Annotated in this window: 31 protein-coding genes and 1 pseudogene; 16 read left to right on the top strand and 16 right to left on the bottom strand. The window is 62.3% G+C overall.

Annotated features, from left to right (window positions below; translation table 11 throughout):
• The 5 genes and pseudogenes from ACR3FF_RS01320 to ACR3FF_RS01340 all read left to right on the top strand — a co-directional run.
• Positions 1-286: pseudogene (locus ACR3FF_RS01320) on the top strand (ISH3 family transposase); the annotation flags it as partial.
• Positions 287-609: 323 nt separating this feature from the next.
• Positions 610-1,686 (top strand): DHH family phosphoesterase, encoded by a 1,077-nt coding sequence (locus tag ACR3FF_RS01325; protein WP_458185357.1) that lies wholly within the window; start codon positions 610-612, stop codon positions 1,684-1,686.
• Positions 1,687-1,753: 67 nt separating this feature from the next.
• Positions 1,754-3,100 (top strand): alkaline phosphatase family protein, encoded by a 1,347-nt coding sequence (locus ACR3FF_RS01330; protein WP_458185359.1) that lies wholly within the window; start codon positions 1,754-1,756, stop codon positions 3,098-3,100.
• A 209-nt stretch (positions 3,101-3,309) separates the two neighbouring features.
• Entirely contained in the window at positions 3,310-4,587 is a 1,278-nt protein-coding gene (locus tag ACR3FF_RS01335) for an RNA-guided endonuclease InsQ/TnpB family protein (protein WP_458185361.1), read from the top strand.
• Between the two features lie 75 nt (positions 4,588-4,662).
• Positions 4,663-5,520: a DMT family transporter gene (locus ACR3FF_RS01340; RefSeq protein ID WP_458185363.1), complete on the top strand. Its 858-nt coding sequence runs from the start codon at positions 4,663-4,665 to the stop codon at positions 5,518-5,520.
• 26 nt (positions 5,521-5,546) lie between these two features.
• Here the strand turns inward: ACR3FF_RS01340 and ACR3FF_RS01345 are convergent, their stop codons facing one another.
• Entirely contained in the window at positions 5,547-6,077 is a 531-nt protein-coding gene (locus ACR3FF_RS01345; protein WP_458185622.1) for an SRPBCC family protein, read from the bottom strand.
• A 195-nt stretch (positions 6,078-6,272) separates the two neighbouring features.
• On the opposite strand from ACR3FF_RS01345, the gene ACR3FF_RS01350 reads away from it, so the two are divergent.
• The 3 genes from ACR3FF_RS01350 to ACR3FF_RS01360 all read left to right on the top strand — a co-directional run bounded on the left by ACR3FF_RS01350 (position 6,273) and on the right by ACR3FF_RS01360 (position 7,576).
• The gene (locus tag ACR3FF_RS01350; RefSeq protein WP_458185364.1) at positions 6,273-6,560 is read left to right on the top strand and encodes a C2H2-type zinc finger protein; all 288 of its coding nucleotides are present in this window, start codon (positions 6,273-6,275) and stop codon (positions 6,558-6,560) included.
• A gap of 75 nt (positions 6,561-6,635) precedes the next feature.
• On the top strand, positions 6,636-7,385 hold the full coding sequence (locus ACR3FF_RS01355; protein ID WP_458185366.1) for an NAD(P)/FAD-dependent oxidoreductase: 750 nt from the start codon (positions 6,636-6,638) through the stop codon (positions 7,383-7,385).
• 2 nt (positions 7,386-7,387) lie between these two features.
• Positions 7,388-7,576, top strand: coding sequence for a hypothetical protein (locus ACR3FF_RS01360; protein ID WP_458185367.1), 189 nt, complete (start codon positions 7,388-7,390; stop codon positions 7,574-7,576).
• A 410-nt stretch (positions 7,577-7,986) separates the two neighbouring features.
• Here ACR3FF_RS01360 and sugE read toward each other — a convergent pair whose 3' ends face one another.
• Complete coding sequence (gene sugE, locus ACR3FF_RS01365) at positions 7,987-8,310, bottom strand: quaternary ammonium compound efflux SMR transporter SugE (RefSeq protein WP_458185368.1); 324 nt, start codon at positions 8,308-8,310, stop codon at positions 7,987-7,989.
• Positions 8,311-8,452: 142 nt separating this feature from the next.
• On the opposite strand from sugE, the gene coaBC reads away from it, so the two are divergent.
• The 3 genes from coaBC to ACR3FF_RS01380 are packed head-to-tail and all read left to right on the top strand — an operon-like array spanning position 8,453 to position 10,702.
• The gene (gene coaBC, locus ACR3FF_RS01370) at positions 8,453-9,619 is read left to right on the top strand and encodes a bifunctional phosphopantothenoylcysteine decarboxylase/phosphopantothenate--cysteine ligase CoaBC (protein WP_458185370.1); all 1,167 of its coding nucleotides are present in this window, start codon (positions 8,453-8,455) and stop codon (positions 9,617-9,619) included.
• 57 nt (positions 9,620-9,676) lie between these two features.
• Positions 9,677-10,519: an NAD(P)H-dependent flavin oxidoreductase gene (locus ACR3FF_RS01375; RefSeq protein ID WP_458185372.1), complete on the top strand. Its 843-nt coding sequence runs from the start codon at positions 9,677-9,679 to the stop codon at positions 10,517-10,519.
• A 27-nt stretch (positions 10,520-10,546) separates the two neighbouring features.
• Positions 10,547-10,702: a hypothetical protein gene (locus ACR3FF_RS01380; RefSeq protein WP_458185374.1), complete on the top strand. Its 156-nt coding sequence runs from the start codon at positions 10,547-10,549 to the stop codon at positions 10,700-10,702.
• A 9-nt stretch (positions 10,703-10,711) separates the two neighbouring features.
• Here ACR3FF_RS01380 and mnhG read toward each other — a convergent pair whose 3' ends face one another.
• Genes mnhG through mbhE form a run of 7 tightly spaced genes read right to left on the bottom strand, consistent with a single transcriptional unit; the run spans position 10,712 to position 16,608 of the window.
• Positions 10,712-11,032 (bottom strand): monovalent cation/H(+) antiporter subunit G, encoded by a 321-nt coding sequence (mnhG, locus tag ACR3FF_RS01385; protein WP_458185375.1) that lies wholly within the window; start codon positions 11,030-11,032, stop codon positions 10,712-10,714.
• Complete coding sequence (locus ACR3FF_RS01390) at positions 11,029-11,313, bottom strand: MrpF/PhaF family protein (protein ID WP_458185376.1); 285 nt, start codon at positions 11,311-11,313, stop codon at positions 11,029-11,031. The genes mnhG and ACR3FF_RS01390 overlap by 4 nt, the downstream gene beginning before the upstream one ends.
• On the bottom strand, positions 11,303-11,893 hold the full coding sequence (locus ACR3FF_RS01395; RefSeq protein ID WP_458185378.1) for a Na+/H+ antiporter subunit E: 591 nt from the start codon (positions 11,891-11,893) through the stop codon (positions 11,303-11,305). Before ACR3FF_RS01395 ends, ACR3FF_RS01390 begins: the two co-directional genes overlap by 11 nt.
• Complete coding sequence (locus tag ACR3FF_RS01400) at positions 11,890-13,458, bottom strand: complex I subunit 5 family protein (protein ID WP_458185380.1); 1,569 nt, start codon at positions 13,456-13,458, stop codon at positions 11,890-11,892. The genes ACR3FF_RS01395 and ACR3FF_RS01400 overlap by 4 nt, the downstream gene beginning before the upstream one ends.
• On the bottom strand, positions 13,455-13,802 hold the full coding sequence (locus ACR3FF_RS01405) for a sodium:proton antiporter (protein ID WP_458185382.1): 348 nt from the start codon (positions 13,800-13,802) through the stop codon (positions 13,455-13,457). Before ACR3FF_RS01405 ends, ACR3FF_RS01400 begins: the two co-directional genes overlap by 4 nt.
• Positions 13,799-14,263: an MnhB domain-containing protein gene (locus ACR3FF_RS01410; RefSeq protein WP_458185384.1), complete on the bottom strand. Its 465-nt coding sequence runs from the start codon at positions 14,261-14,263 to the stop codon at positions 13,799-13,801. The genes ACR3FF_RS01405 and ACR3FF_RS01410 overlap by 4 nt, the downstream gene beginning before the upstream one ends.
• A complete protein-coding gene (gene mbhE, locus ACR3FF_RS01415; RefSeq protein ID WP_458185624.1) occupies positions 14,260-16,608 on the bottom strand; it encodes a hydrogen gas-evolving membrane-bound hydrogenase subunit E in 2,349 nt (782 codons plus the stop codon). Before mbhE ends, ACR3FF_RS01410 begins: the two co-directional genes overlap by 4 nt.
• Positions 16,609-17,228: 620 nt before the next feature.
• Here mbhE and hpt point away from each other — a divergent pair.
• The 5 genes from hpt to ACR3FF_RS01440 are packed head-to-tail and all read left to right on the top strand — an operon-like array spanning position 17,229 to position 19,178.
• Positions 17,229-17,795, top strand: a complete 567-nt coding sequence (hpt, locus tag ACR3FF_RS01420) for a hypoxanthine/guanine phosphoribosyltransferase (protein ID WP_458185386.1) — start codon at positions 17,229-17,231, stop codon at positions 17,793-17,795.
• A 1-nt stretch (position 17,796) separates the two neighbouring features.
• Positions 17,797-18,132, top strand: coding sequence for a hypothetical protein (locus ACR3FF_RS01425; RefSeq protein WP_458185388.1), 336 nt, complete (start codon positions 17,797-17,799; stop codon positions 18,130-18,132).
• Positions 18,133-18,177: 45 nt separating this feature from the next.
• On the top strand, positions 18,178-18,429 hold the full coding sequence (locus ACR3FF_RS01430) for a hypothetical protein (RefSeq protein WP_458185390.1): 252 nt from the start codon (positions 18,178-18,180) through the stop codon (positions 18,427-18,429).
• Positions 18,430-18,433: 4 nt separating this feature from the next.
• Positions 18,434-18,958, top strand: a complete 525-nt coding sequence (locus ACR3FF_RS01435) for a hypothetical protein (RefSeq protein WP_458185391.1) — start codon at positions 18,434-18,436, stop codon at positions 18,956-18,958.
• A gap of 7 nt (positions 18,959-18,965) precedes the next feature.
• Complete coding sequence (locus tag ACR3FF_RS01440; protein WP_458185392.1) at positions 18,966-19,178, top strand: hypothetical protein; 213 nt, start codon at positions 18,966-18,968, stop codon at positions 19,176-19,178.
• Here the strand turns inward: ACR3FF_RS01440 and ACR3FF_RS01445 are convergent.
• The 7 genes from ACR3FF_RS01445 to ACR3FF_RS01475 all read right to left on the bottom strand — a co-directional run bounded on the left by ACR3FF_RS01445 (position 19,175) and on the right by ACR3FF_RS01475 (position 24,931).
• Positions 19,175-19,405, bottom strand: coding sequence for a hypothetical protein (locus tag ACR3FF_RS01445; protein WP_458185393.1), 231 nt, complete (start codon positions 19,403-19,405; stop codon positions 19,175-19,177). The genes ACR3FF_RS01440 and ACR3FF_RS01445 overlap by 4 nt on opposite strands.
• 67 nt (positions 19,406-19,472) lie before the next feature.
• Complete coding sequence (locus ACR3FF_RS01450; RefSeq protein ID WP_458185394.1) at positions 19,473-19,931, bottom strand: hypothetical protein; 459 nt, start codon at positions 19,929-19,931, stop codon at positions 19,473-19,475.
• On the bottom strand, positions 19,928-20,422 hold the full coding sequence (locus ACR3FF_RS01455; RefSeq protein ID WP_458185396.1) for a hypothetical protein: 495 nt from the start codon (positions 20,420-20,422) through the stop codon (positions 19,928-19,930). The genes ACR3FF_RS01450 and ACR3FF_RS01455 overlap by 4 nt, the downstream gene beginning before the upstream one ends.
• Positions 20,423-20,489: 67 nt before the next feature.
• A complete protein-coding gene (locus ACR3FF_RS01460; RefSeq protein WP_458185398.1) occupies positions 20,490-21,860 on the bottom strand; it encodes an ABC transporter ATP-binding protein in 1,371 nt (456 codons plus the stop codon).
• Complete coding sequence (locus ACR3FF_RS01465) at positions 21,830-22,981, bottom strand: ABC transporter ATP-binding protein (RefSeq protein ID WP_458185400.1); 1,152 nt, start codon at positions 22,979-22,981, stop codon at positions 21,830-21,832. The genes ACR3FF_RS01460 and ACR3FF_RS01465 overlap by 31 nt, the downstream gene beginning before the upstream one ends.
• Positions 22,982-22,984: 3 nt before the next feature.
• Positions 22,985-23,941 carry an ABC transporter permease gene (locus tag ACR3FF_RS01470; RefSeq protein WP_458185402.1) on the bottom strand — a complete coding sequence of 319 codons (957 nt, stop codon included), beginning with the start codon at positions 23,939-23,941 and terminating at the stop codon, positions 22,985-22,987.
• A complete protein-coding gene (locus tag ACR3FF_RS01475; RefSeq protein ID WP_458185404.1) occupies positions 23,942-24,931 on the bottom strand; it encodes an ABC transporter permease in 990 nt (329 codons plus the stop codon).
• Positions 24,932-24,994 lie beyond the last annotated feature (63 nt).

The raw sequence follows: 24,994 nt of genomic DNA on the forward strand, positions 1-24,994 counted from the left end.
CTACCGTGTATTCCGCCAAGCGCGGGTAATAACAACGACACAGGATCCAGTCATCCGCTTTGCGTTCGTCTTGGTTGGATTCTTGTTGGAGAACCTCTGGCTTGTGCTTCGATGGGCGGTCGTCGCCCGCCCACGGCGGGGCGGGCGCGACCTGCCCGAGGAATTCACCTTCAAGACCTTCTCTGACTGGATCAGACACGCATTAGAGGAAGAGTTAGAGCGGAGTTGGGAAATCAAGATGAACGGCGTCGGTGTGCCAGAAACGTACGCATCGGCCGCGGGCTGACGCCAGCCCGCGGCCTTGGGCAGGCACCTGACGAGCAACAGCATTCGTCTAGAACGGCGTATCTCAGCTTTCTCGGTTCGGTTCTCTCCATCTGTGGACTCTAGTTCTCCTTCACTCAGCTACTACACCAGCGTTCACTCTGGTCATCCGTGACTCAGCACAGCTCACGAAGCGACGCTCGGGAAGTACCGACAGTCCTCTTTGTCAGGTAGAAAGACCTCGTTGACACTCTCTCTGCTGACCATGCTGGGGAAGGCTACGAACTCCAGTCATGAAAAAGTATTCACCGCTACAGATGAGCGATCGTCGAAAACACGGCAGTCGTGCTCGTCGCAGTCGCGCTCGTTCTTTCCACCGGAGGAGTCGTCTACGCGGTTCAACTCCGGTCCGTGCGCCGACGGACGAAAAAATCACCCATCGAAACGCTTCAGGAGACGGTAGCGGGCCACAATCGGGTCGCACTCGTCGTTCCCGAGAGCGCGAGTATCGACTCGCTCGCCGCCGCAGTCGGCGTGCAGGCTCTCTGTAAGGACTGGGGCGTCGCGGGACGAATCGCCGCAGAAGGAGACGTAACCGGCGAGGACAGCAAGGCGTTTTGCAACATCTTCGACATCGACCTGACGGTGATCGACGAAGGTGGGAAAGGCCTACCGGACTGCGACGCCGCCATCGCCATCGGCGGGGGCGGTGCGGTTCCGCGTCTGTCGAACAATCCGCCGGTCGTCGGCGTCATCCGCCACCGACCGACGGCCGAGGAGAACATTTTGTCCATCACGCGCCCGGACGACGGTGCCACCTCGACCGTCGTGACCGAACTCGTCCGCGAGGCCGGTCTCATCCCCGACCAGCGCGTGGCGACGGCGCTCCTCTACGGCGTCCGTGCCGGAACGCGGGAATTCCGCCGTGCCAACGGGCCGAACGACTACGACGCTGCCGGATTTCTCCGCGCGTACGCCGACCTCGGGCGCATCGAGGCGTTGCGGTCGCCCGGCGTCAGCAGCGATACCTTCGACCTACTCGGCGAAGCCATCGCCAACCGGGAGCGCCGGGCGAGTTTCGCCGTGGCGAACGTCGGCACCGTTCCCTCCGTAAGCGCACTGGAAGAGGCCGCAGACTCCCTGCTCCGACTCGAAGGCGTCTCGACGGCGGCGGTGTTCGGACTCCACGAAGAGACCATCGTCATCTCGTGCCGGGCAGAGGACGTTCGAACCAGTGCGGTCGACATCCTCGGCGGGGCGTTCGACGCCAGCGAGACGACCGGCGGGAACACGGACGCCGCGACGGCGCGCGTCTCGCTCGGTATCTTCGCGCAGGTCGACGGGCAACACACGACGACGCTGGATTCGCTCACCGACGCGAGTACCCGAAAAGCACTGTTCACCGCCTTTGAGAGTTCGTAAGAGAGATACTTGAGAGGTCGTAGCATGGAAACGAAGGTTCTTGTAGCCGCCTGTGGTAGGGCGGCGTATGGGTCTATTCGATAAGCTTCGTGGAGGCGACGACCCCCGGGTAGCCTTCTTCGGCATCGACGGCGTGCCGTATAGCTTTCTCAAGGACAACGCCTCGGAGTTTCCCAACATCGCATCGCTGGCGAGCGAAGGAAGCGCCGGCGCGATAGACAGCATCGTCCCCCCCGAATCCTCGGCCTGCTGGCCAGCACTCACGACGGGCGTCAACCCCGGCGAGACGGGTGTCTACGGGTTCCAGGACCGGGAAGTCGGCTCGTACGACACGTACGTTCCGATGGGTCGGGACGTGCAAGCGACGCGCATCTGGGACCGCGTGACCGACGCGGGTCGGAACGCGACGGTGATGAACGTCCCCGTCACCTTCCCACCCCAGCGTAACGTCCAGCGGATGGTCTCCGGGTTCCTCTCGCCCGGCGTCGACAAGGCGTCGTACCCCGACGAGATGCGCGACTACCTGGAGTCGACCGACTACCGCATCGACGCGAACGCGAAGCTCGGTCACCAGGAGGACAAATCCGAGTTCTTAGAGAACGCCCACGCGACGCTCGAAGCGCGCTACGAAGCGTTCCGCCACTACATCGACCAGGACGACTGGGACCTGTTTTTCGGCGTGTTCATGACCACCGACCGAGTGAACCACTTCCTCTACAAGCATTACGAAGAAGACGGCGATTACAAACAGGAGTTCATCGACTTCTACAAGAAGGTCGACGAATACCTCGGCAAACTCCGCGACGCGCTGGCCGACGACGTGACGATGGTCGTCGCCAGCGACCACGGGTTCACCAGCCTCGACTACGAGGTGCACTTCAACCAGTGGCTCGCAGACGAGGGCTGGCTCTCCTACGAGGACGACGACCACGAGGAACTCGGCGACATCGACGACGACACCGTGGCGTACTCGCTCATCCCCGGTCGATTCTACATCAACCTCGAAGGGCGCGAACCGCGCGGAAGCGTCCCCGAGAGTGAGTACGAGGCGAAACGCGCCGAACTCAAGGAGAAACTCGAGAACCTCGAAGGGCCGAACGGGAAGAAGGTGTGTGCCCGCGTGGTCGAGAAAGAAGAGGCCTTCCGCGGCGACCACGAGGACATCGCGCCCGACCTCGTCGCCATCCCCAACTACGGCTTCGACCTCAAGGCCGGATTCAAGGGCCACGACGACGTGTTCGGCGTCGGCCCGCGCAACGGGATGCACAGCTTCGACAACGCCTCCCTGTTCGTGGACGACCCCGACGTGACCATCGGCGAGGGCGTCGACCTGTTCGACATCGCGCCGACCATCCTCGACCTGATGGAAATCGACTACCCCGCGAGCGAACTCGACGGGCGTAGTCTGGCCTGAGCTGGACAGTTCATTTTTCGGCGGTCGCAACGCTGGCAGGCGATTGTGACCTGTTACTCCATTTTCGAGGCCATAGCCTCGCCCTTTAGGGAAATACGACTTATATGTTACTCAATCACCATTAACGGTGGTATAGCCCGATATTCTACTACCTTCACTTTCACTCCGCATGGTGCAGTGTGAAGTAACCACATCACCATAGGTTACGTATGGGGGAACAGGTCGTCACGCGTACCTATCGCGCCCGTATCTGCAACTACTCGCAGGTGCGCGACGACCTCGATTCGCTCGGAATAGCCGCCAGCAAGCTTTGGAATGTCGCCCGATGGACGGCAGGGCGCGTTTGGGATGCTTACGGTCAGATTCCCAACGCGAACGCGCTTATGACGTACCTCAAGAACCACGAACGCTACGCCGACCTCCATTCTCAGTCGAGTCAGCGAGTTCTTCAAGAACTCGGTGAGGCGTTCACCAGTTGGTACGGCAAGCGCAAAAACGGGGACGAAAACGCGAATCCACCAGGCTACCGCAAACACGGCGATGACCATCCGCGTTCAACGGTCACGTTCAAGACAGCAGGGTTCAAACACGACGTCGAGAATAAGCGTGTTCGTCTCTCGAAAGGTAAGAACCTCAAAAACGGCTGGAGTGACTTCACTCTCTGCGAGTACGACGTTATCGGCCCGGCTAACCGAGCCGTCGAAAGCGTCCAGCAGGTTCGCGCAGTGTACGAACACGGCGTCTGGCGATTGCACTTCATCTGTCGCGTCGAGATCGACGAAGACGAGTCGCCCGGCGACCGTATTGCCGGCATCGACCTCGGTATTTGCAACCTCGCCACCGTCTCATTCGGCAACGAAGCTGTATTGTATCCCGGTGGGGCGCTCAAAGAGGATGAATACTACTTCGCCAAGAAACGCGCCGAGACGGACGACTCATCCTCGCGCGAAGCCAACCGTCTCGACAAGAAACGCACTGACCGTCGGACGCACTTCTTGCACTCACTGTCGAAGGACATCGTTGCTGAGTGTGTCGAACGCAACGTCGGGACGATTGTCGTGGGCGACCTCGGCGGTATCCGCGACGACGAGAACGGTGACGCTCGCGACTGGGGCGACCACGGCAACCTCAACCTCCACGGATGGGCGTTCGAACGCTTCACGACAATGCTCGAATACAAAGCCGAAGTGCGCGGTGTCGAAGTCGTCACAAAGTCCGAGAGTGGGACGTCGAAAACGTGTTCGGTGTGCGGTCGGTCTGAGAAGCGACAGCGTGTCGAACGCGGGCTGTACGTCTGCAGATGCGGGTTCGTTGGCAACGCTGACTGCAACGGGGCGGAGAACATCAGACAAAAGGTACTCCCAAATCCCGCCACGGATGGCGGCGATAGGGATAACGGCTGGTTGGCACAGCCAGCGATTCGCCTGTTCGACCGTAACGAGGGTAGTTTTGCCCCGCGAGAACAGGTCACGGGTTGCAAACCGTAATATCCCAAATGCGGTCGGGAATCCTCGCCCTGAAGGGCGGGGAGGATGTCAACGTCGAATCACAATTCCTGGATGATGACGGACCGAGTCGGAACCGCGCTGGTCATCGTCTCGGCGGTGGGCTTTGGCACCCTCGGCATCTTCGGCAAGCTCGCTGCGGAGGCGGGGCTGTCGATTCCGACGGTCCTCTTCTTTCGATTCTTCCTCGCCACCGTGCTCGTCTGGACTGGGCTCGCGGTTCGCGGCCGGCTCACCCGCTTTTCGGGACACAACCTGCTCGTCGGGCTGGGTCTCGGCGCGTTCGGCTACGCCCTGATGAGCGGGCTGTACTTCTGGGGGCTCGCGTTCATGACCGCCGGTCTCGTCGGCATCTTACTCTACACCTATCCCGTCTTCGTCGTCGCTATCTCGGCGCTCGTCCTGGACGAACGCGTGACCCGCCGAACCGGCGCGGCGCTCGTCCTCGCGCTGACCGGCGTCGCGCTCATCACGGGTGGCGACCCGGCGGGAGCCGACCTCCGCGGTATCGTCGTCGTCCTCGGAGCCGCCGTGGTGTACGCCAGCTACATCACCGCGAGCAGGGTCGCACTAGACGCCGTGCCGGCAGACCAGCTCACCGCCCACGTCCTCCCGGCGGCGGCCTGCGCGTACTTCGCCTTCGGGGCGACCACCGGAACCATCTCGATGCCGGCGACGACCACCGAGTGGTCGGTCATCGTGGCTATCGCCGTGGTCGCGACAGCGTTGCCCATCTTCACCTTCTTCGCCGGTCTGGAGCGAATCGGTGCGAGTCGCGCGAGCATCGTCAGCACCATCGAACCCGTCATCACACTACTCCTCGGTGCCGCCATCCTCGCCGAACCGATAACGCCCGTGACCGTCGCCGGTGGCGGGCTGGTGCTCGCTGGCGTGTTGCTCGTGCAGGTCGAGTGACCCGAAAAAGACGCGACAGCCCACCCTCAGACCGAATCCGGTTTCTCGTGCACGACGAGTTCCACGTCGCGCGGTTCGCCCTCCAGGTCGGCGACGATTCGCTCGACGACGGTCTCGGCCTCCCGAAGCACGATGGGTTTCACCTTGTTTACGACCCAGCCGAGCGAGACGAACATCGGCAAATCGAGCATGCTGGAGTCGGCCGAATCCGCGTCGAACTGGATGACGAGCCACACCCGTGAGGCCGTCTCCTTTCCCTCCGGTGCCTCCTCGGGCACCTCCTCGACTCGCCAGTGGCCGTGGGCGTGCAAATCCTTGATTATCCGCCAGTCGATGCGCTTTGGCGGGTCGAGGTCGGTCACCTCCGACCGGACGGTGTACTGGAGTTTCCACCACTTGAGGTGGATGTCGTACTCCGTTCCGCGCCTGCCGTCGCCCTTCCGCGTGACGCCGGTGAGATGTTTCGAGTAGTTCGCGTAGCCCGGAAAGTCGATGAGAAACTCGTAGGCCTCTTCCGGCGGCACGTAGACGACGGTGCTGAGTTCGACGCTATCCACGCCGTTCAGTTTTGCGTGGCTGAAAGTAAGCATTCCGGCGGACAGGTCGGGGATGCGGTGGGGTGTCATCGGCCTCCTCCGCTCAAAAAACGACGGTTCGTGCCCGCCGTGGAACGGCGATTCGAGTCGATACCGTCCGACGAGGTTGCATTTGCCGGTAGAACCCTTTCAACCCTCCCGCGGAAAGAACACGGTATGGCAGAATCAACAGAGGAGTTCTCGTGCGAACAGTGCAACGAGTCGTTCGAAAAGCGAGAGCAGTTGAACGAACACATGAAGGAAGCCCACGGAGTCGCTCCGAACGAAGCCAGTGAGGATGCCGCCGCGGCCGGTTCGGATGCGAGTGGGTCGACTGGCTCTATCACCGAGGAGACGAACGATTCGCCGTCCGCGGCGGAGCCATCCGAGGCGGCGGGCCCATCCGAAAGCGACGCGGACGTCCGTCCCGAATCGGACGACGCTACCGACGAAGACGAGTCCTGAAAAACTCCGTCCGTTCTCTTCTGCTCTGCGCGCCAACACCACCAGTTTATACTACACTACCCGCTACCTTCGACCATGACACGGTACGACGTACTCATCGTGGGTGGTGGCGTCGCCGGACTCTCCGTTGGCGTCTTCACCGCCCGTGCAGACCTCGACACCCTGGTCGTGAACGACGGCGTCTCCATCCTCCAGCGGAACGCGATCCTCGAGAACTTCCCCGGCTTCCCCGCCGGAATCGACTCGCGGCTGTTCTGTCTCATGCTCGAAGAGCAGGCCGAACGCGCGGGCTGCGCGCGACTCGACACCGCCGTCTCGGACGTCCGTCACGCGGACGAGAGTGCGGGCGAGAGGGGCCGCTTTTTGGTCGAAACCGACGCGGAGACCATCGAAGCCGAACGAGTCGTCGCAGCCTCGTGGTCGAACTCGGAGTACCTCGAGGGACTCGGCCTCGACTTCGAGCAGTCCGGAAGCAAGCAGTTCGTCTCGGTAGACGATACGGGTCGAACCGGCGTCGACGGCCTCTACGCCGCCGGGCGACTCGCGGAGCAGTACCACCAGGCCATCGTCGCGGCGGGCCACGGTTCGCAGGTCGGCATCACCGTCGTCCACGACGCAGACCCCGAGTTCTACCACGACTGGGTCGCGCCGAAGGGCTATTTCACTAACCGCGACCGGGAGGTACCGGTCGGATGCGAGGAGATTTCGGAGGACGAGCGCCAGCGCCGCGCACGCCGGGCACACGACCGACTTCGAAAGTACGTCGAAGAGTGGGAAGACGAGACGCCCGTCCCGCATCCGAGTTTCGTCGAGAAGATGGACTGAACGTGGACAACGTCCTGGTTTTGCGTATCTGCTCGAACGAACGTGGAAACCGTCGGCACGCGGGAGTGAACGACTCGGACGAGGTTCGCTCGTCCGACGTGCGGGAGGAGGGTGGGGAGGACGAGGTGCGGTTGCGGTACGAGGAGTCGGCATCGGCTATGGTCACTGAAGTGACATCCTCCTCGCCGTAAACGGTGAGGCTTCCCGTTCGCACTGATGTGTGTCGTCTATAACATCAAGCGAGCCGTGAAGCAGTGAACTCCGCTGCCGTATGGCGATTCAACACAGCCCCTGACTGCCATTGACGGTGGTTTGTATCGGGGCTGTCGGATTCACTCCCGCCGTAAACGGCGGGATTCTCTCCTTGGAGAAAGATAGATGCTGCGAGTGGGAGCTAGCTACTGTCGACTCCCATCGTACCGCCACCGCCCCGCACCGCGCCACACCCTCCCCGACCGATTGCGTTTCTCACTCCGGGAGAGTTCGCTCTTCCGTGCTCTCGCTCGCTTCGCTCACGAAGACCTCGCACGCTGTCGGCACAGCGCGCCGTGTCGTTCGTCCCCAATTCGGACCAGTATCAAATCCGCCCCACCGATTCGATTCAGTGTCCACCCGACGATAGGTGAAGACCGACAATGCCGACGACGATGAGGCCGATGAACGCCACGCGGAGCAGGTCGGCGGGTTCGTCGAAGAGCACGACGCCGAGCGTCGCGGTGCCGACCGCGCCGATTCCCGTCCAGACCGCGTAGGCGGTGCCGACGGGAAGCGTCTCGATGGCCTTCGCCAGCAGCACCATGCTGACGACGAGGGCGACGACCGTCGCCACCGAGGGCCAGAACTTCGAGAAGCCGTCCGAGTACTCCAGTCCGATAGCCCACGCGACCTCGAACACCCCGGCGACGACGAGTATCTTCCACGACATCGCTCTCTCCTCTCGCAGGACGAACGGTATGCCTTGCGTTTCACACCGTCCGTGAAACGCAAACGAGTCGGCCCGCCCGACGCACTCGACGCGAGAGCCGAACCCGTGACTTTTTATCGGATTCCGCACCCAATAGCGGGTAATGCTCACCGGAGTGAACGTGGCGCTGGGGGTGACGGGTAGTATCGCGGCGGTGAAGGTCGTCGAGTTGGCACACGAGTTGCGTCGACGCGGCGCGAACGTCCGGGCAGTGATGTCGTCGAGTGCGCAGGGAATCGTCCACCCCTGGGCAGTCGAGTTCGCGACCGACAACCCCGTCGTCACCGAGATAACGGGGAAGGTCGAACACGTCGAACTCTGTGGCCGCGAGGGGTGGGCCGACGTGTTCTGTATCGCCCCGGCCACGGCGAACACGGTCGGGAAGATAGCGAGTGCGGTCGACGACACGCCGGTAACGACCTGCGCGACGACGGCACTCGGTGCGGAGGTTCCCATCGTCGTCGCACCCGCCATGCACGAACCGATGTACGACCACCCGGGCGTGTTAGACGCCATCGAGCGCGTGGGGTCGTGGGGCGTCGAGTTCGTCGAGCCGAGACTGGAAGAGGGCAAAGCGAAGGTAGCCACGGAAGACACGATTGCGCTCGAAATCGCTCGGGCGACGGGTCCCACCCCGCTCGCCGGGAAGAGCGTCGTCGTCACCAGCGGAGCGACCAGCGAACCCATCGACCCGGTGCGAGTCCTGACCAGTCGCGCGTCGGGGAAGACGGGACGGGCCGTCGCTCGCGCGTGCTACGTCTACGGCGCGAACGTCGCGCTCGTCCACAACGCGCCGGACGTTCCCTACGCGACGGGAGTTCGGGTCGAGACGGCAGGAGAGATGGCAGAGGCCGTCAGCGACCTCGTAACGGCGTTTCCGGCCGACGCGCTCGTCTCGGCGGCGGCAATCAGCGACTACACCGCCGACGCGGCGGACGAGAAGATTCGCTCCGGCCAGGACCTCTCGCTCGACCTGCATTCGACGCCGAAACTCATCGACGAGGTTCGAGACGACCATCCCGACCTCCCCATCGTCGGATTCAAAGCCGAGACGAGCGGTGACGACGAGGCGATGGTGGCCGCCGCCCGCGAGACGCTCGAACGGGCAGACTGCTCGTTCGTCGTCGCGAACGACGCGAGCGTGATGGGCGAAGACGAGACCCGAACCCTGTTCGTCCGCGAGAACAGCGTTCGTCAGTACAGCGGAACCAAGACGGAGCTCGGATTGCGAGTCGCAGCGGAACTCGCAGACGAGATGGCCGAGAACTGAGCGTTCGCATCCGACACCACAATTTTTAGCTGTTCGAATGAGATACTATCCGGAACGATGTCACGTTTGACCACCCGCCTCACGGCCGTCCTCGGAATCGCCACGCCAATCGTCCAGGCACCGATCGGGAGTGCAACCTGTCCCGCGCTCGTGGCGAGCGCCGCCGACGGTGGTGCTCTCGGAATGCTGGCAGTGACCTGGCGAGACGAAGCGACGACCCGCGAACTACTCGCCGAAACGAAAACCCGTACCGATGGTGCGTTCGGCGTGAACGTCGTCGTCGATTCGAACGCGAACGAACTCCCGGCGGACAGGCACGTCGGCATTTGTCTCGAAGAAGGCGTCGAGATATTCTCTTTCTCGTTCGGCGACGCCGCCCCCTTCGTAGAGCGTATCCACGCCCACGGCGGAGTGGTTTTTCAATCGGTCGGCAGTGCCGAAGAGGCCCGCAAAGCAGTGAGAGACGGGGTCGACGTCGTCGTTGCACAGGGATGGGAAGCAGGTGGACACGTCCAGAGCGAGGTCGCGACGATGCCGCTCGTCCCGCGAGTCGCGGACGCAGTTCCCGAAACGCCGGTCGTCGCCGCCGGCGGCATCGCGGACGGTCGGGGTATCGCTGCCGTCCTCTCGCTCGGCGCGGACGGTGCGTGGCTCGGAACGCGATTTCTCGCGACGGAGGAGGCGCGGGTCCATCGACTCTACCGTCGGCGGGTTCTCGAAGCGGAGGAAACCGAAACCACCTATTCTACCCTGTTCGACGAGGGATGGCCGAGCGTTCCCCACCGAGTTATCGAGAACTCGACCGTCACCGAGTGGAACACGGCAGGCCGTCCCGAAACCGACCGCCCGGGGTCGGGTGAGGTCGTCGCGACGTCCGAAGATGGCGAACCGGTCTACTGATACGAAGATTCACTCGCAGTGCCCGAAATGGAAGGAGACGTCGAAGCCCTTCCACTGTACGCCGGCCAGAGCGTCGGATTGACCCGGGAGGTTCGACCGGCGAACGAACTCGTTGCGACCCTCGTCGACGAAACGACGGCTGCTCTCGAACGGGCGAACGGCTGTCTGACGGCAGTCGAGTGAACGTCGCAGTCACTCGTCGGGCCACTCGGTGTCGCCGAAGAACTCGATGCCCATCTTCTGGGCCGACCTCGATATCATGTGGGCACCGGTCGGGGCGGTGAGAAAGAGGAAGATGATGCCGACCAGCGACGTCAGACCTGCTCCCTGCGGGCCGAAGTGGACGAACCCGGCGAGAAAGAGCGAGGCCGCACCGAGCGTCGTCGCCTTGCTGGTGGCGTGCATCCGGTTGTACACGTCCGGGAGCCGGAGGAGGCCGACCGTTCCGACGACGAGGAAGAAACTCCCGACGACGACGAGCAGTGCGACGACGAGTTGTTGGACGGTACTCATTCGATGATGTCCCCCTCGATGACGTACTGTGAGACCGCTATCGTGCTGATGAACCCGATGATAGCGAGCACGAGGCTCACCGTGACGAACAGGCCTTCGCCGGTAACGAGCGCGTACAGGACCGCGATGGCGACGACGTTCGTTCCGATGGTGTCGAGCGCCACGACCCGGTCTGGAACCGTCGGCCCTCGGATGACGCGGTAGCCCGCGAGCAGTGTGAGTCCGCTGGCGAGTATCAGACCCGCCTGAAAGACGAGAGCCAGGGTGCCGTCAGTCGCCACGTTCGACACCTCCCTCGACCGATTCGCCCTCGGCGTGGGCGGGCGGCATTTCGGGCACCGGGTCGCCGGGTTTGTGCTCCTCGTCGAAGATGACGAGGGCGTAATCTTCCCACGTCCGAATCGGTTCGACGATGGATTCGGGGTCGCGGGCGTCGATGCTGTGAACGTACAGTGAGTTGGTTTCCTCGTCGTAATCCATGGTCAGAGTCCCAGGTGTGAGCGTGATGCTGTTGGCGATGGTCGTTATCGCCGCGTCGCTCTGGACGCGAAGCGGGACGACGACGACGCCGGGCTGTATCGGCATGCCCGGCGCGAGAACGCGATAGGCCACGTCGATATTCGCCGTCAGGAGTTCCTTGAGGAAGACGACGACGTACAACAGCGCGTACGGTGCCGCCTGCAGGTTCCGGACGACGTCCGTCTTCGGCGTGTAAAAGCGCCGGAAGGCGAAAGCGATGAACAGGCCGAACGAGAGGCCGATGAGGAACTCCCCGAGGATAGCCACCGGGTCGAGTTCGACGCCGCGGACGAACAGCCAGAGGACGGCGAGCACGAGACCGATGGCGGGCCACTTTCTCACGCCGAACCACCTCCCAGAACCGCGCCGACGTACCCCTGTGAATCGGTCGCCGCCCGCGCTGCGGATTCGGCGGCCTGGAACACCGGGTCGAAGCCGATTCCGGCCAGCAAGACGAGCACCGCGAGTGTGGCGACGACGACCACGCCGACCGGGCGACCACCCTGTTCGACCATTGTACTCTCTGTTCCCCAGAAGCCGCGATTCCACGCTCTGGTGAAGTACGCGATGGTCAGGATAGCGCCGACCAGCGCGAACGCGAGCGCCACCGTCGCCCCGGCCCGGCCTGCCACGTCAAAGACGAGGAACTTACCGAAGAAGCCCGAGAGGGGCGGAATGCCGATGAGCGAGAGCGCGCCGACGAAGAAGACGCCCGACAGGACGGGGTCTTTCCGCGTCAGTCCGCCGAGGTCGGCGAAGCGAATCGAGCCGACCGACGAGAACACCGACCCCGAGACGAGGAACAGGAGCCCTTTCGCCAGCGCGTGGTTCAGCGCGTAGACGAGCGCCGCCGTGATGGCGAGCGTCCGAACCTGCGGAACGGTCGCGCCGATGGCGAGGGGGAGGATGATGAAGCCCACTTGCCCGATGCTCGAATAGGCCAGTAAGCCATCGATGTCCTCCCTGCTGACTGCGCCGAGACCGCCGAGCAGGATGCTCGCGCCCGCCATGACGAACATGATGGGTCCGAAGAAGGCGAGCGCGGAGGTTCCGCCGAATCCGGCGAGTCCGAGTCCGCCGGGAATCCGTAGCTCCGCGAAGACGGTGAAGTAGAGGCGGATGATGGCGTAGACGCCCACTTTCTTTACGACGCCCGCGAGCACCGCGGAGACCGGCGCTGGCGCGGCGCGGTACGCCGCAGGCACCCAGAACTGGAAGGGTGCGATACCGGCTTTCAGCGCGAAGACGGCGAAGAGGAGCGCCGACAGCCCGAGAACGGGCAACGGGGAGATGTTCCCCGACCCCGTGGCCAGTCGTTGTGCGAGCTGGGCCATGTTGAGCGTCCCCGTCGTGGCGTAGATGCCGCCGATGGCGAGGAGCATGACCGCGCTCCCGATGAGGTTGAGCACGACGTAGTGGAGCGCCGCGCGGGTGTGCTGTGGCCCGCTGTAGAAGACGACGAGGACGTAACTCGACATGAGCATCACCTCGAACCAGACGAACAGGTTGAAGATGTCGCCCGTGAGGAACGACCCCGTCACACCGACCAGCATGAAGTGATAGAGCGGGTGATACGAGAGGCGCTGGCCGAACTCGTCTACGTACCGAACCGAGAACACCAGCGCGGCCAGCGAGACGACCGCCCCCAGCGCGAGCATGAACACCGACAGCGAGTCGGCGACCAGCGTGATGCCGAAGGGAGCCTGCCAGTTACCGAGCTGGTACGGAAGGACGTGCGACGCGCCGAGCGGTTCCACGTCGGCCCAGAGTGCCGCCACTGCGAAGACGTAGGCGATACCCCCGAGCAGGCTCACGCCGCGCTGGACGTTCTGGAATCGCCGGGCGAGCAGCGTCAGTATCGCCGTCACGAGCGCGACGAGCAACGGTGCGATGACGAGTTGATTCATACCGACTCACCCAGTTCGTTCATGTCGATGGTCCCGTGTTCTTCGTAGACGCGATACGTCAGGACGAGCGCGAAAGCGGTCGTCCCGAAACCGATGACGATGGCGGTCAGGACGAGCGCCTGGACGAGCGGGTCGGTGACGGCGTGTCCCCCACCGTGGCCGCCGCCGTGTGAGAGGATGGGGACACTGCCAGCCAGTCCACCCATCGTGACGAGATAGACGTTGGCCGCCTGGCTGATGATGGAGACGCCCCACACGACCCGCACCACGTCCCGGCGCAGGACGAGGTAGGTGCCGAGCGCGAACAGGAAGCCGAGGACGGCGGCGAGCGTGAACTGCGTCATTCGGCACCCACCACCGAGAGAATCGTGAGCAGAGCGCCAACGACGACAAGGTAGACCCCCGTGTCGAACGCGATCGCGCTCGCTACCTCGAAGTGCGGGTAGAGCGGGATGTGCTCGAGGTAGACGAACGTCTGGTCGAGATAGCCTCGGCCGAACGCGATCGACACCAGTCCGCTTCCCGCCGCGAGTGCGAGTCCGAGCGCGAACATCGCCCGGTAGTTCTCGACGATTCCGTGCTGGAGGTGTTCGACTGGGCCGCGAACCATCCGGTGGAACAACTCGTCTTCGAGGTAGTCCAGCCCGTAGACGATGTAGATGAGGGCGAACGCCGTCGTCGTCAGGACGCCCGCGATGAACCCGCCACCGGGGAGGTTGTGCCCCTGCAACATCAGCGCCACCGCGGTGACGAAAATGAGTGGAACCACCGTGCGCGTGACGGTGCGGGTGATGACGGTCGTCATTGTGTCTCACCTCGCTCCCGCATCGCGATGAGTGTCAACACCGAGAGGGCGGCCATGGCGACGACCGAGATTTCGCCCATCGTATCGAAACCACGGTAGTCCACGAGAATGATGTTGACGATGTTGGTACCGCCTGCCTGGTCGATGGTCACCTGCGGGTCTTTGAAATACGACGCGATGGAGTCCGGGTGTGCCTGCGTCGTGAGCAATACCGTGACGAAGACGGTCGCACCGACCGCGACCGAGAGCACGCCATCACGCACCACTCGACTCGTTCGTGGCTCGCCGTAGAACGTCGGGAGACGGTCCAGGACGAGCAGGAAGATGACGAGTGCGAGCGTCTCGACCACGAGTTGCGTGAGCGCGAGGTCGGGTGCGTCGGCCAGCACGTAGAACAGGGCGACCATGAACCCCAGAATCGAGAGGGTCAGCACGCCTGCCACGTGGGACGGGGCGATGCTCACCGCGACCGCTCCCACCACCGCGACCAGCAAGACGAGCAGAATGGGGACGGTCATGTTCGGGTTCAGCCCATCGAACGCCGGGAGCGAAACGCCGGCCGCGACGTAACCGCCAAGCGCGAGCGCGGTGACGGCCGCGAGCGTCCACGTCGCGTAGGTTCGGAGCAGGCCGGTCTGGACGCGCGGGACCATCGCGACGCTCGCGTCGTTCAGGCCGTCGACGGTATTGTCGTACCACCAGTTGGCACGGAGCGCGTCGACGGAGAGCAGCCGGTTTATGCCGTCGTGCAGACGGTCGTAGAACGGGTAGGCCGCCACGCCGAGCGCGATAGTCGTCGCGCTCATGATGACGTAGGGAGTGACGTGCGTCGGCAGTTTGTAGGAGAACGCCTCGTGATGTGCGCCCGGCGGGAGGACGCTCTCGACGACCAGCGTGACGAACTGGTCGAGGGGCGCGATGTGGATGCCGAACGTCGAGGTGATGCCGCCGAGTCCGATGAGCGCCGCGATGGTGCCGAGGATGGCGGGCGGCACGAGCATCACCGCGGGCGGGCGGTGGACGTGCCCGAGACCTTTCGGTTTCTCACCGAAAAAGAGCATCATGAACTTGACCGAGTAGAGGAACGTGAAGACGCTCCCGAAGACGGCCACGACGGGGTAGAGCCACGCGAGGCCGCCCGTGGCTTCCGCCGCGTGGTAGGCCGCCTCGAACAGGAACTCCTTGGAGTAGAAGCCGTTGAAAGGTGGCACGCCGGCCATCCCGAGTGCGGCGACGACGGTGATGGCCGCAGTGATGGGGAGGTCGTGGCGCAGACCGCCGAGGTGTTTTATCTTCCGCGTGCCCGCCTCGTGCGCGATGATTCCCGCGACGAGGAACAGTGCGGCCTTGAACAACGCGTGATTCAGGATGTGGAACACACCCGTCTCGGCACCGAGTTCGGAGGCGAAGCCGAAGCCGGCGACGATGAGTCCGAGGTGGCTCGCCGTCGAGTAGGCCAGCAGTTCCTTGATGTCGGTGGCGGCGACGGCAAGGATGGCCGCGACGGTCATCGTGGCGAGACCGAGAACGGTAAAGAGCACCGACCACTCGGGGATGCCGTGTGCCCCCTCCGGCAGGAGAATCGGACGAAACCGACCGACGAGATAGACCCCCGCCTTGACCATCGTGGCGGAGTGGAGGAACGCGGAGACGGGCGTCGGGGCTTCCATCGCGTTGGGAAGCCAGATGTGGAGTGGCACCTGCGCCGACTTGGCCGCCGCGCCGACAGCGACGAGCGAGAGAACCGGCAGGAGCATTCCGGCGGTCTCCAGTTGGTGGTGGACCTCGCCGGGGCGTTCGAGCATCGCCGCGAGGTCGAACGTCCCCGTCACGTCGTGGAGCAACAGGAAGCCGACGAGCATAAAGAGGCCGCCTGCGACGGTGATGAGCATCGACTTCCGGGCGGCGTACTGCGAGGACCGCTGGTCGGTGTAGTGGCCGATGAGGATGAACGAGGAGAGACTCGTCAGTTCCCAGAAGACGAACAGGGAGACGAGGTCGGCCGCGAAGGCCACCCCGAGCATCGACCCCATGAACGCCAGCAGTGCCGTGTAGTACTTCGCCTTGCCCGGTTCGCCGTGCATGTAGCCTCCCGAGTAGGTGAGAATGAGCACGCCCACCCCGCTGGCGAGAAAGCCGATGAGGAGTGCGAGGCCATCCACGTAGAACCGAAGGGAGACGTCGAGCGAGGGAATCCACGCGAAAGAGACAGCGCCGTGGCTACCTGCCTGACTGGCGACCATCCCGAAGCAGGCGAGCGCGACCGCCGCTGCGTAGTAGGCGGTGCGCTCACCCAGCACGCGATAGACGAGCGGTGTCAGCGCCGCCGCCGCGAACGGGAGCATCACCAGCGCAAGCACAACCACGGCTACCGGGTCCGATGGTGATTGCACACTCGACAGTGAGCGATGGACTCACCTTAACGCTTCTCAAACCACCTGGATAGGTCCCAAAACGGGGTCCCTTTCGATGCAGGCGGGGTCGAAACGACAGAAATGCGACCAGTCGAACAGTCGTTCTCGTCTCTCGCCGGTCGAGTTTTAGCTCTGACGCGCCGAAAATGAAGGCGCCTCCCGAAGCGCCCGAAACACACCATTGGCCTTGCGTTCGGAACCCCCCACCGAAAAGGGGGATGGAAACGAATCGAACCCTGCTGGGGGAAGGGGTCTTGGCAACCGAGTCGCGGGCCTCGCCAACCCGCGTCCTACCGTAGGGTCGGTTCGGTAAAAGCGGTGAGCCTTACCCGGACTGAAAGTGAAAGTCGTCACGAATGAGGTGACTCTATCGCGTCGAGTACCCGGACACGGTTGTGAGAGAACCACACCTGCGACCGGACGACTTTCCGTAGTGGACGGCGTCTGCGTTGCTCGCGCGTCGATCGGTGGTACGCTCCTCTCGGCCACCGTCGAGACTCCTCGGAGGCGTGATTCCGATACCTTTTACTGGTGGATTGAATACCTCCAACATGGACCAGTTGAAGCAGTCGCTTCTCGAAGCTCCGATAATCGAGAAAGAGGGGTATCACTACTTCGTTCATCCCATCAGCGACGGGATTCCGATGCTCGAACCGACGCTCCTGCGCGAAATCGTCATCAAGATCATCCGCAAGGCGGACTTGGAGAACGTCGACAAGATCGTCACGCCTGCGGCGATGGGCATTCACATCTCGACCGCCGTCTCGCTGATGACCGACATTCCGCTGGTGGTCATCCGCAAGCGAAAGTACGGCCTGGAGGGCGAAGTCGCCCTCTCCCAGCAGACCGGCTACTCCGAGAACGAGATGTACATCAACAACGTCCACGAGGGCGACCGCGTGCTCTTGCTCGACGACGTGCTGAGCACGGGCGGAACGATGAAAGCCGTCACCGAAGCGCTGGAGTACATCGGTGCCGACGTGGTGGACGTCTGTGCCGTCATCAAGAAAGTCGGTGCGAACGAGTTAGACGACACCAACTACGCGGTGAAGACGCTCATCAACGTGGACGTCCAGGACGGCGAGGTCGTCATCGTGAACGAGGACGGCGACGGGTAAGATGGCCTCCCGTCAGCTGCTGGCGATGCTCTCGACGTTCACGCTCGTCTCGGGAGCACTGCTCGTCGGTGACGCCCTGCACGGGTCGGTCGTCACGGGGACGTACGGCGTCACGTCTCCGGCGTTCGTCATCCGGTTGCTCCCCGGCGTCGTACTCATCTGGATAGGCTACACCCTGCGCGAGAATCACGAGCGGTTCGTCTCGGCGTACTTCGCCGGGCGGGACGCGGCGAGACAGCCCTCCGAGGAGGAGTTCGACGAACGAATGTCACCGCTTTCGGGAGACGGTCTGGAGAACGTCGAGGCGCGAGAGCGTGAGGTCGAAGAAAACGAGTAAGCTTCGTTGCAGAACATTTATGCTTGTGCCGAAGTAGCACAAACCATGGCGTTAAAGAATCGCGTTCCGCGAGCGTTGCGCGGTCCGGTCGGGCTACTTTCGATAATCGTGGCATTGCTCGGTATCGTAATCGGGTACATCTACCTCCTGTTCGGCCTCTCTCTGTACTTCGAACTGATTCCACAGATGCGGGCGACGATGACCACCACCGAGTCACTCGTCGTCATCGCAGGTGGTGTCGTCTGTCTCATCATCGGCTACGCCGGATGGCGTGGATTCAACTACTTCGCGTACTGAGGCCATGGATATTCGGAACCATCCCGACGCGCCGAACTTCGAGGAACTGCAGGACATCGTCATCGAACCCGTTCCGCAGTCCGAAATCGAGGCACGGAGGGCCGACGGCGAGGTGTTGGTCGAGGACAACGTCAGGGAACGGGAGGACTTGAACGTCGTCGCCTACATCAGTGGCGACCCCGACGCCAGTCAATCCGACAACATCGGCGTTCCGCTCTATCGTCTCGTCCAGCTGTTCGGAACACCACAGTTTCCCGAACTGCAAGCGGGAGCGGACATTAGCTGGCGGACAGACGAGACGTTCAAGTATCTCTTCCGGGTGACCCACGACGACCCCGGCGAACTCCCGTCCGAGTGGTTCATGACGATTCACGATTCACACATCAGGTTCGCCGCGAGCGTCGCCGAGTGGCGCGACGAAGAAACGGCGTTCACCGCCGACTCGAAACTCGCGCTCACGACCTACGCACTCGCACAGGAGCTCGTCCTCGAACCGGTCGAGTGTGTCTACGAAGGTCTCCTGTTTTAGGCCCATCATGGACGACCTCGGAACCCGTCTCCTCTACTGGCTGACCGACGAGACGAACCTCTCCCTACTGCTTTTCGGCGTGGCCATGGTGCTCGGCGTCGTGAGCCTCGTCCTCTATTTCGTTTCGAACGAACAGTCGCCGACGCAGATAGAGTTCGGACTCCTCGTCGCGGCGATGACCGTCTTGTTCTACATGACCCTTCGGAACTCCACGTTCTAACGAGTCAGGACGTGCATGAGGCCGAATGCGATCACGATGGCTCCGAGAAGGAGACCCGCGAACGCCGGAATGATTCCGCTGTAGGGGTACAGGTCGTACCAGTAGCCAGCGTACGCGAGCAAGATGAACGTCGGCACCGAGAGGACGAAAAACAGCGACGAGAGGTAACTGGCCAGCGTCGGGTCGTCGCCGTGCTTGGCGAACGTGCCACGTTCACGAGTGGACATTTCGCGCGTTGGAACGTCTTTCGACACAGACCAACGTACAGACGCTCAGAACAAAACCCTCACGGTTCTACGTTGAGGCGTACGCGTCCACGGTGAGTGTGGTGAGGTACGCCGCGAGATACACCGACGCGTAGACGAGAGTGGCAGCGACGATGGCAGTACCGGTTATCTTCGGGAGGAGTATGTCGCGAGCACCCGCGCTGTACGGGAGGATCCACAGTGGCGCGATCCACGCGGCGACCATCGTAACGCTTCCGAACAGGAAGCCGACCAGACCGACGTGAATGCTCTCGCGGAGGTCGTGTGCGAGCAGATGGGCATACATGCCCGCGAGGGCGACGAGTCCGAGCACTAACTGTGGGTCTATCGCCGTGGTCATCAGTGCCGACTTGTTGTACACGAACGCCGCCAACCCGGCGATCCCCCCCGACACGAAGCCTTTTCCGAGGACTGCGAGCTGGTAGCGTCGGCGACGACTCCCGTATCCGCTCTCGCCGGTCCACTCGTTTTTGTTCGCTTCGGTCATGCGTCTCCCCTCTCGATTCGCACCGGGACGTCGACGCGTTCCCGGCCGATTTCCCCGTTGAGTTCTCCCCTGATGCTGATAGCACCGTCTTCGGCGGCCCGTTTTGCCCGCGACTGCTGGCCCGGTTCCAGGTCGATGTCGGCGGTTATCTGGGCAGTCTCCCTCGGCGGAATGGTCGTCGTTTCGAACATCGTCGTCGTTCCATCGTTCAACTGCGTCTGGCCAGCGTAGGCGTGTAACACACTCCCGGTGAACAGAATCTCCCGACCGGTCGGGTTGTGGACGTCGAACGTAACCGACAGGTGTTCGCCGCCGTCGGTGACGGCGAACTCCGTCGCCGTCACGTCGACACTCCCGACGTTCATGATAGCGATGTGTCCCTGCATCGTCGGGACGAAAAGCCACAGGGTGACGAGGACAGTAACGAGGACTGCACCGACGACCAGTGGTCGCTTTGGCCGGAGCACAGAACTGGCAGACAAATTCGACATGGGGTAGCGGGCGATATGTGTGTCAGTGCCGTAAGATTTTCCATTGGCACGAGAAACGACGACGAAATCAGTCAGACGCGTCGGGCGTGACCGGTTCTGCACTCGACGCCGAGGACTCGTAGAGATGACAGGCGGCTATCTGGTCGCCCGTCTGCCGGAGTTCGGGGTGGTTCTGCTCGCAGATGGTCTGGAACTCCCGGTCCAGTTGCTCCTGGGCCTCCTCGACGTTCCCGTCGAGGAGGTCACGCGCGGCAGACCGAAGTGCGTTCTCGGCCTGGCGCGGCATATCGAGTTCGCGAAACTCTATCGACCCCTGGCTCTCACCTTCAATGCGATGTTCCTCCGGCAACTCCAGTGCGAGAGTCGATTCGAGCAGTCGGTCGACTGCGTCTCGCTGGTCTACGCTATCGTCGTCGTAACTCTCCAGTTCGATGTCGTCCATCGCGACACGACGTTTGAATTGGAAGGCGCGTCGGAACGCTTGCTGACTCCCGGTCCAGTCCTCTGGCGGGATGATTTTCGAACAGCGGGGGTGGAACTGACAGCCGCTCGGCGGGTTCCGGGGATTCGGGACCTCCCCCGTCACGTTCGCCCGGTGACGTTTCGCACCGGGGTTGATCTCCGGCACGGCGTCGAAGAGAGCTTCGGTGTACGGATGTTTCGGGTTCGTCACCACGTCGGTCGTCGGTCCCTGTTCGATGATGTCGCCGAGGTACATGATAGCAGTCCGGTCGCACATGTACCTGATGAGCGAGAGGTCGTGACTGATGAACAGGTAGGTCAGCCCGTACTCGTCCTGCAACTCTTTCATCAGATTTAGCACGCCTGCGCGAATCGACACGTCGAGCATCGAGACGGGTTCGTCACAGACGACGAAATCGGGGTTGACCACCAACGCACGTGCGATTGCGACGCGTTGGCGCTCACCACCCGAAAGTTCCTTCGGGAACTCGTTCAGGTACGCCTCGGCGGGCGCGAGTCCGACGTCCTCTAACACTTCGATGACCCGCTCCCGGCGGTCCTGGTATCCGTCTCCGATGCCGTTGATCTGTAACGGTTCGACGACCGACTGCAGGACCGTCATCCGCGGATTCAAACTCTCGAAGGGGTCCTGGAAGATCATCTGTACCCGCTGGCGGAACACCTTCTCGTCCTCGCGCGAGAGTTCGGTCACGTCACGACCGTCGAACGTGATAGTGCCCTCCGTCGGGTCGTACAGTTTCACCAGCAGCTTTCCGAGCGTGGTCTTCCCACAGCCGGACTCGCCAGCGATACCCATGATGTCACCCTTGTTGATGGTGAGGTCGACGTTCTGAACCGCGCGAACTGGCTGTGCTTCTTTCCCGAGCAACTGTTCGACGACACCCTGTGAGAGGTCGAACAGCTTCGAGACGTTCTCTAGTTCTACTAGCGGGTCTGAGTCGTGTTCTGGAGCCATGTGTCCTCCTCTTGTGCTTCAGTTCGCATCATTTCGAGTTCGTCGACACGATAACAGGCCGACCGGTGAATCTGCGGTGACCGCGCTTCGGTCCGCTTGCCCGTCTCGGCTTGATCGACGTCGTACATAGGTGGGTGTGCCGAGTGACATTCGTCCACGACGAACGGACACCGCGTCGAGAATCGACAACCGTCACTCGGGTCGAGCAGCGTCGGCGGCGTGCCGGGAATCGAAACGAGGTCCTGGTCTTCCTCGTCGACCGTCGGGAACGAGTTTTTCAACCCGAGCGTGTAGGGGTTCGCCGAATCGACGAGTACCTCGTCTTTCGGTCCGCTCTCCATCATCTTACCACCGTACATCACGGCGAGTTGGTCACAGATTTCGGCCATGACGCTGATGTCGTGGCTGACGACGAGGATGGCGACGTCGAACTCCTCTTGAAGCGCTTCGAGTTCCTCCAGGATACGGTCCTGGATGATGACGTCGAGTGCCGTCGTCGGCTCGTCTGCGATGAGCATGTCCGGGTTGCACGCCATCGCCATCGCGATGACTGCCCGCTGTTTCATCCCGCCGCTGAACTGGTGTGCGTAATCGTCCGCACGCTCCGGTTCGATGCCGACGCGTTCGATGAGGTCGCGGGCACGCGCGTCCGCTTCCTCGTGTGTCGTTTCGGGTTCGTGTCGAAGGATTGCTTCGACGATTTGGTCACCGACCTTGTACACCGGATTGAGCGCGTTCATCGCGCTCTGTGGGATGAGCGCGATGTTCCGCCATCGCATATCTCGAATCTGGTGGTTGTCCAGCTTCGCGAGGTCGGTCATCCCGTCTTCGCGCACCGGATACCGGTCGTCATCGATAATCTCCTGGCGCGGATTACCGTTCTCGTCTTCCCAGTCGGGAAGCGTTCCGTCGAACCAGATTTCACCGCTTTCGATGTAGCCGTTCGAGTCGAGCAAGTGGATGAGCGACTTCGCGAGCGTCGTCTTTCCACAGCCTGATTCACCGACGAGACCGTACGTCTCGCCGTGTTCGACACTGAAGGTGACGCCGTCGACGGCGTGGACCTGCTTGTCCCCGGCGTCGTAGCGAACGCAGAGATCGTTGACTTCTAGTAACGTCATTTGTTACTCCTGTGGGTTGGCAACGTCCTCCACCGAGAACCCGATGAAGTAGAACGCCGCAGCGATGGACGTAATCGCCAATCCTGGCGGGATAAGCCACCACCACGCGGTGAAGATGTAGTTTTCTGCTTTCACGTTCTCGATCATGATACCCCACGAAAGCTGGTCGAACGGGGCCAGACCGAGATACGCGAGCGATGCCTGGACGAGAACCGCGGCCGCCGCGTCCTGTGCGAGGAACACGAATGCGAGTGGCACGACGTTCGGCAGGATGTGCCGGAACACGATTCGCGTGTCGCTCGCGCCCGCGACTCGTGCGGACTCGACGTACGCTCTCTCTTTCAGCGACAGCGTCTCCCCGCGGATGAGGATGCAGTTGTTGAGCCACGACGTGATGGCGATGCCGAGGATGATGTTGGTCGTGCTGATTCCCCGGATGGCGACGAGGACGATGAGGAAGGGGAGAAACGGAAGCCCGTACATCACGTCCACGATTCGCTGGATGAGTTCGTCTATCCAGGTGTCGCCGTAGAACCCACTGATGAGGCCCAACGGAACCCCCACGAGACTGGAGAGGAGTCCGGCGGCGAAAGCGATGTACAGCGCGTTTTTCGTGGCGTACACCAACAGCGAGAAGACACCGTGTCCGGTACTGTTCGTCCCGAGAGGTGCGAAGAACGGGTCACCGAACGCGGGTGGGTGGGGGAGTTGTTGGGTCTGCTGGAGCGTCATTCGGATGTTCGGGTTGCTGCCGACGAACGCCCGCCACTCCGGACTGTGTGGCGCGAACACCGAGGGGAACAGCGCCCAGAGGATGTACATGAGGAGGATGAGGATGCCGAGGACACCCATCTTGTGTTGGGTGTATCGACTCCACGCTCGCCTGAACCGTTCGATTCGTGGTTCCCATCGTTCCTTCAATGACGTGGTCGCTGAGGCGCTTTCGGATTGTGTCGACATCTATGATTCCTCCCCGAACTTGATTCGCGGGTCGAGATACGTGTACGCGATGTCTGTGATCAGTCGCATCGTGATGATGAGGACGGCGAGCATGAAGAACGCCGCCTGCGTGACGGGGTAGTCCTGGCGCAGTACGGCTTTGACTATCAGTTGCCCGATACCCGGCCAACTGAACACCTGCTCGATGAGGATACTGCCGTCGATGAGGAACGCCAACCCGATGATCGCCTGCGTGGCGACCGGAATCAGCGCGTTTCGAGCCGCGTGTTTCATCATCACCGTTCGCTCACTGAGACCCTTCGCTCGCGCGAGGAAGACGTAATCTTCCCCGGTGACGTTGTTCATCGACGGTCGCATGACGAGCATCGCACCGACCCAGCCGACGAACGCGATACTAAAGAGTGGTAAGGCGATGTGGTGTAAGATGTTCGTCATCGCCAACGTGGGCGTCCAGTTGCTAATGCCGAACTGGTCGACCATGAACGTGCTCTTCAGCAAGCCGAGTTCGTAGTCGAACAACCAGATGAATAACCACGAAATCCAGAACGCCGGCATGGAGTACATCGTCAGGCCAGCGGTGTAGGTCAGCTTGTCTCTCCGCGTTCCGCGCCACCAGCCGAGATACATCCCGACGAGCGGACCGATGGTGTACGCGATGACGAACCCGGCACCGAACAGGATGATGGTGCGCGGGAATCGTCGGATGATGACGTCCCAGACGGGCTGTTTGTGCGTCGGTGAGCGACCGAACTCGCCGATCTGGAAGTTGACCATGTAGTTTACGTACTGTTTCCAGAGCGGTTCGTTGAGCCCCCACGTCTCCCTGAGTTGTTCGATCTGTACCGGCTTCATGTCCGGCGTTATCATACTCGAGATGAACGACCCCGGCATGCTTCGAACGAGCACGAACAGAATCGTCATTATGACGAGCAGCGTCAGATAGGAGACGACGAGCCGCTTTGCGAGGTAGCGAGTGCTAATCCTACTCATTGCCTCTCCTCCGTTAATGTTGGTATGCAGTTTACCATATCGCTTACTATTGTGTATCCATAC

It is taken from the genome of Haladaptatus ordinarius (assembly GCF_054177595.1).

What these genes read in the sequence shown, in the direction of transcription:
- ACR3FF_RS01440 (WP_458185392.1), top strand. Translation starts at nt 18,966, where the DNA reads ATGGACGACCTCGGAACCCGTCTCCTCTACTGGCTGACCGACGAGACG.
- ACR3FF_RS01435 (WP_458185391.1), top strand. Translation starts at nt 18,434, where the DNA reads ATGGATATTCGGAACCATCCCGACGCGCCGAACTTCGAGGAACTGCAG.
- ACR3FF_RS01450 (WP_458185394.1), bottom strand. Translation starts at nt 19,931, where the DNA reads ATGACCGAAGCGAACAAAAACGAGTGGACCGGCGAGAGCGGATACGGG.
- ACR3FF_RS01425 (WP_458185388.1), top strand. Translation starts at nt 17,797, where the DNA reads ATGGCCTCCCGTCAGCTGCTGGCGATGCTCTCGACGTTCACGCTCGTC.
- ACR3FF_RS01350 (WP_458185364.1), top strand. Translation starts at nt 6,273, where the DNA reads ATGGCAGAATCAACAGAGGAGTTCTCGTGCGAACAGTGCAACGAGTCG.
- ACR3FF_RS01430 (WP_458185390.1), top strand. Translation starts at nt 18,178, where the DNA reads ATGGCGTTAAAGAATCGCGTTCCGCGAGCGTTGCGCGGTCCGGTCGGG.
- coaBC (WP_458185370.1), top strand. Translation starts at nt 8,453, where the DNA reads ATGCTCACCGGAGTGAACGTGGCGCTGGGGGTGACGGGTAGTATCGCG.
- ACR3FF_RS01465 (WP_458185400.1), bottom strand. Translation starts at nt 22,981, where the DNA reads ATGACGTTACTAGAAGTCAACGATCTCTGCGTTCGCTACGACGCCGGG.
- sugE (WP_458185368.1), bottom strand. Translation starts at nt 8,310, where the DNA reads ATGTCGTGGAAGATACTCGTCGTCGCCGGGGTGTTCGAGGTCGCGTGG.
- ACR3FF_RS01340 (WP_458185363.1), top strand. Translation starts at nt 4,663, where the DNA reads ATGACGGACCGAGTCGGAACCGCGCTGGTCATCGTCTCGGCGGTGGGC.
- ACR3FF_RS01455 (WP_458185396.1), bottom strand. Translation starts at nt 20,422, where the DNA reads ATGTCGAATTTGTCTGCCAGTTCTGTGCTCCGGCCAAAGCGACCACTG.
- ACR3FF_RS01400 (WP_458185380.1), bottom strand. Translation starts at nt 13,458, where the DNA reads ATGAATCAACTCGTCATCGCACCGTTGCTCGTCGCGCTCGTGACGGCG.
- ACR3FF_RS01355 (WP_458185366.1), top strand. Translation starts at nt 6,636, where the DNA reads ATGACACGGTACGACGTACTCATCGTGGGTGGTGGCGTCGCCGGACTC.
- ACR3FF_RS01410 (WP_458185384.1), bottom strand. Translation starts at nt 14,263, where the DNA reads ATGACGACCGTCATCACCCGCACCGTCACGCGCACGGTGGTTCCACTC.
- ACR3FF_RS01330 (WP_458185359.1), top strand. Translation starts at nt 1,754, where the DNA reads ATGGGTCTATTCGATAAGCTTCGTGGAGGCGACGACCCCCGGGTAGCC.
- ACR3FF_RS01475 (WP_458185404.1), bottom strand. Translation starts at nt 24,931, where the DNA reads ATGAGTAGGATTAGCACTCGCTACCTCGCAAAGCGGCTCGTCGTCTCC.
- ACR3FF_RS01405 (WP_458185382.1), bottom strand. Translation starts at nt 13,802, where the DNA reads ATGACGCAGTTCACGCTCGCCGCCGTCCTCGGCTTCCTGTTCGCGCTC.
- ACR3FF_RS01445 (WP_458185393.1), bottom strand. Translation starts at nt 19,405, where the DNA reads ATGTCCACTCGTGAACGTGGCACGTTCGCCAAGCACGGCGACGACCCG.
- hpt (WP_458185386.1), top strand. Translation starts at nt 17,229, where the DNA reads ATGGACCAGTTGAAGCAGTCGCTTCTCGAAGCTCCGATAATCGAGAAA.
- ACR3FF_RS01460 (WP_458185398.1), bottom strand. Translation starts at nt 21,860, where the DNA reads ATGGCTCCAGAACACGACTCAGACCCGCTAGTAGAACTAGAGAACGTC.
- ACR3FF_RS01375 (WP_458185372.1), top strand. Translation starts at nt 9,677, where the DNA reads ATGTCACGTTTGACCACCCGCCTCACGGCCGTCCTCGGAATCGCCACG.
- ACR3FF_RS01335 (WP_458185361.1), top strand. Translation starts at nt 3,310, where the DNA reads ATGGGGGAACAGGTCGTCACGCGTACCTATCGCGCCCGTATCTGCAAC.
- mnhG (WP_458185375.1), bottom strand. Translation starts at nt 11,032, where the DNA reads ATGAGTACCGTCCAACAACTCGTCGTCGCACTGCTCGTCGTCGTCGGG.
- ACR3FF_RS01380 (WP_458185374.1), top strand. Translation starts at nt 10,547, where the DNA reads ATGGAAGGAGACGTCGAAGCCCTTCCACTGTACGCCGGCCAGAGCGTC.
- mbhE (WP_458185624.1), bottom strand. Translation starts at nt 16,608, where the DNA reads ATGCTCCCGTTCGCGGCGGCGGCGCTGACACCGCTCGTCTATCGCGTG.
- ACR3FF_RS01470 (WP_458185402.1), bottom strand. Translation starts at nt 23,941, where the DNA reads ATGTCGACACAATCCGAAAGCGCCTCAGCGACCACGTCATTGAAGGAA.